Annotated in this window: 5 protein-coding genes; 3 read left to right on the top strand and 2 right to left on the bottom strand. The window is 41.9% G+C overall.

Annotated features, from left to right (window positions below):
• Window positions 1–80 precede the first annotated feature (80 nt).
• The 3 genes from JCM11216_RS20315 to JCM11216_RS14120 are packed head-to-tail and all read left to right on the top strand — an operon-like array spanning window position 81 to window position 1281.
• Window positions 81–230 (top strand): hypothetical protein, encoded by a 150-nt coding sequence (locus JCM11216_RS20315; protein ID WP_243676483.1) that lies wholly within the window; start codon window positions 81–83, stop codon window positions 228–230.
• An 8-nt stretch (window positions 231–238) separates the two neighbouring features.
• Window positions 239–511: a hypothetical protein gene (locus JCM11216_RS20310; protein ID WP_243676482.1), complete on the top strand. Its 273-nt coding sequence runs from the start codon at window positions 239–241 to the stop codon at window positions 509–511.
• A 47-nt stretch (window positions 512–558) separates the two neighbouring features.
• A complete protein-coding gene (locus JCM11216_RS14120) occupies window positions 559–1281 on the top strand; it encodes a hypothetical protein (protein ID WP_054854607.1) in 723 nt (240 codons plus the stop codon).
• 6 nt (window positions 1282–1287) lie between these two features.
• Here the strand turns inward: JCM11216_RS14120 and JCM11216_RS14115 are convergent, their stop codons facing one another.
• Window positions 1288–1716, bottom strand: coding sequence for a hypothetical protein (locus tag JCM11216_RS14115; protein WP_054854606.1), 429 nt, complete (start codon window positions 1714–1716; stop codon window positions 1288–1290).
• A 34-nt stretch (window positions 1717–1750) separates the two neighbouring features.
• A partial coding sequence (locus JCM11216_RS14110) for a hypothetical protein (protein ID WP_243676481.1) occupies window positions 1751–1963 on the bottom strand: 213 nt, incomplete at its 5' end.

The raw sequence follows: 1963 nt of genomic DNA, 5'->3' as shown, positions 1-1963 counted from the left end.
GTTGTTCATCTACGGCTTTGCCTCGCCCAGCAAGCCAGTCGCTGTTGGCACTGGCTCCGTTGCCCTAGTCCTGAGGGGGCTTGGTGATCGTGGCTTCGGCAATGCCTAGGGAGTTCGGTGTGAGGGAGTTGCGGATAAGCCAGGTGACGTACTCATTAAGGGTAGGGTTAGGAGGCAGTTCTGCTGGGACAACAACTTCATTTGGCCACCTGAGAACGCCGAGTCACTAATCGCCCTTGTGGACTCTGGCTATGCCTTAGTCATTGAGCGATTGAGCGAGGCTCCGAACATCGTTAGGATGTACCGCAGGCTCGTTAGTCAAGGCTTGATTAGAGCCGACACGGTACTGAACATCCAAGCGTCGGTATCAACAACGCCAACGCTGGTGGGGGGGATAATCGAGGTTAGGGAAATAGGCAGAGGAAAGCCGTTCTGGAGAATGCCGAGGCCATGCCTTGCTGGGCAGTACATAAACAACGCCCTGATTAGGCTTGGCGTTAGGGTTGTTTGACTCGCCAATGCGCAATGCTTAATTCACCCACACAGAGGCAATAGGCAATGAGTAGGGCAGTCATTATCGGCGTCGTAGTAGCTGTTGTAATCATTGTTGTTGCCGTGGTGGCCACCTTACTCCTAACACACCCACTCACTCCAAGACCATCAATCACGTACATAAGCATCAACGCACCGTACGTGTTCTTAGTACCCAGTAATGGGTTGTTTGAGCTGTTTTACTACGACTCGAGTGGTAACCTCCACGTAGTTGGCACGTACAATGCCTCAAGCAGCACGCTTTATCAGGCAATCAACGTGATCAACTCCTTCAATCAACAAAACATGGGGGGGACAACAATTAATGGTCAGCAATTCATACCACTGGGCTACATGGTTGTTATTGGTAACTCAACAGGAACAGTCCAAATACCCGTACAAGGCAACGTAATACTACTGGATAAAATTAATCCAGGATACTGGACAGTAGTAGTGAGTGATTCCAATGACTTAAACAAACTAACATACGCACTGGATGTAGGGTATAAGGAGGCAGCACATTTATCTGGATACTCAAATGTATGGTACCAACCTGGAGTAGGAACAATAGCACAAGAAACAATGAATCTACAACAATATTCGTCAAATCCTTGGTTTTTTGGAGGAAAAATATTAATAATGAACAACGGAACATTAATACCATGGGCATATATGGGTAGTACAAATCAGCATGGCTATGGTATAAATCTTATATTTGTCGCTCAAGCACAAATGAACACATATAGTTAACTATTTTTAAGATATAATTAATTCATAAGGAACTCCAAATGTAGCTATAACCCAGTCTAAGTACATATATCCACTTCCTCCACCAGATCCTGCCGAAACGTATAAATAAGGTTGACTTTGATAATTACTCGAATCTTCGATTAAATAGTTTATTGCACTATAACTTTTATATTGTTCAGTATAACCAAAAGTTCCATTAATAAAAAGTGATGGTAAAAATTCGACTGGTGGATTATATATTAATTGTTGCAAGTATCTAGGTGGTATAGCGTTTCCTTCTGCTTCAAATGCTGTTTGGTATGCGTTTTGGTAGCTTATTGCTAGGTATGTTGATGGTGGTAAAGGTTCCAATGCATATGCATTTAAATTATTCACAGGTTCCTGAGGTAATTGATTATTGTAAATGCTTCCATTAACCATGAAGTAAACATCCAATTATTATGGCTAAAGATTGAGTTTAATTTAATAGTTAATGCGTACCTTTACGAATCAAATTCTTAAAGGATGCGGTAATTCTACGAATATCAACATAGTATATACCAATGAGTAATGCGAATAGTATTATTATGAATATGTATGGAAATAGCACCAAAAAAGCAAGTGCCACGTTTATGGGTATTGCTAGGAAGGGCTTAATGTATATCGTAATGAGTGGCGTTTGTACGTAGAATTCTAGAGATGG

The organism is Vulcanisaeta distributa JCM 11216 (assembly GCF_001315985.1).
Classification (GTDB): Archaea; Thermoproteota; Thermoprotei; order Thermoproteales; family Thermocladiaceae; genus Vulcanisaeta; species Vulcanisaeta distributa_E.
The sequence above is the reverse complement of the archived record's forward strand: the minus strand, read 5'-3'. Positions and strand labels throughout refer to the sequence as shown.

Bases quoted from the DNA above. Each gene is read 5' to 3' on its own strand.
- JCM11216_RS14120 (WP_054854607.1), top strand. From the start codon at position 559: ATGAGTAGGGCAGTCATTATCGGCGTCGTAGTAGCTGTTGTAATCATT.